The organism is Acidithiobacillus albertensis, assembly GCF_001931655.1.
GTDB lineage: Bacteria > Pseudomonadota > Gammaproteobacteria > Acidithiobacillales > Acidithiobacillaceae > Acidithiobacillus > Acidithiobacillus thiooxidans.
In genome coordinates this window covers 1-570 of the sequence record NZ_MOAD01000070.1, presented here as the reverse complement: position 1 = coordinate 570, position 570 = coordinate 1, and the positions used below count along the sequence as shown (strand labels likewise).

1 protein-coding gene is annotated in these 570 nt (G+C 55.1%); it reads right to left on the bottom strand.

Features of this window, described 5'->3' with window-relative positions; translation table 11 throughout:
- Window positions 1-570: ISL3 family transposase (locus BLW97_RS17975; RefSeq protein ID WP_143214987.1), on the bottom strand; the 570-nt coding region annotated here is incomplete at both ends.

The window sequence follows — 570 nt, the reverse complement described above, 5'->3', positions numbered from 1 at the left end:
TTGATAAAGTTCTTGTGCGTGCGGTAACCCCGAGCCTTGGCCTTGGCGGATTGAATGAGGCTGTTGAAACCTTCCAGAATTCCATTGGTGATCTGGCTCTCGAACCATCGGAGCACGCCATCCCAGTGATTCATGATGGTGTAGGCGACCTTGACGATAGGCGGCAGATCGCTGGTTCTGGCGTTTTCCAACCAGGCTTTCAAGAGGGTAGCCCCCTGATGGCGATTCTTGATCGTGAAGATGTCCTGAAAGGTCAGGCGGAACTGGTAGGCCTGCGCCGTCTTGAGGTTCTGGTCTTTGAGTAATGCCTGCAGCTTTTCTTTCTGCTTCACCTTGAGGTTGCAATCGTTCTTGAGCCAGAGCCAGCGGGTCTTTTTGAGATTTGGCTGAGTGAGGACTTCCCCCTTGCGCACGTCGTCCACGGCCTCGTTGACGAGCTTCATGAGGTGAAAACGATCGAAAGTGATCTCCGCATTGGGCAGGTGCTCGGCAGCCCCTTTCTGGAAGGCCGGCGAGAGGTCCATGCTCACATCGGTGATCGCTTCCGCGCTACCACCATGGGCCTGTAGA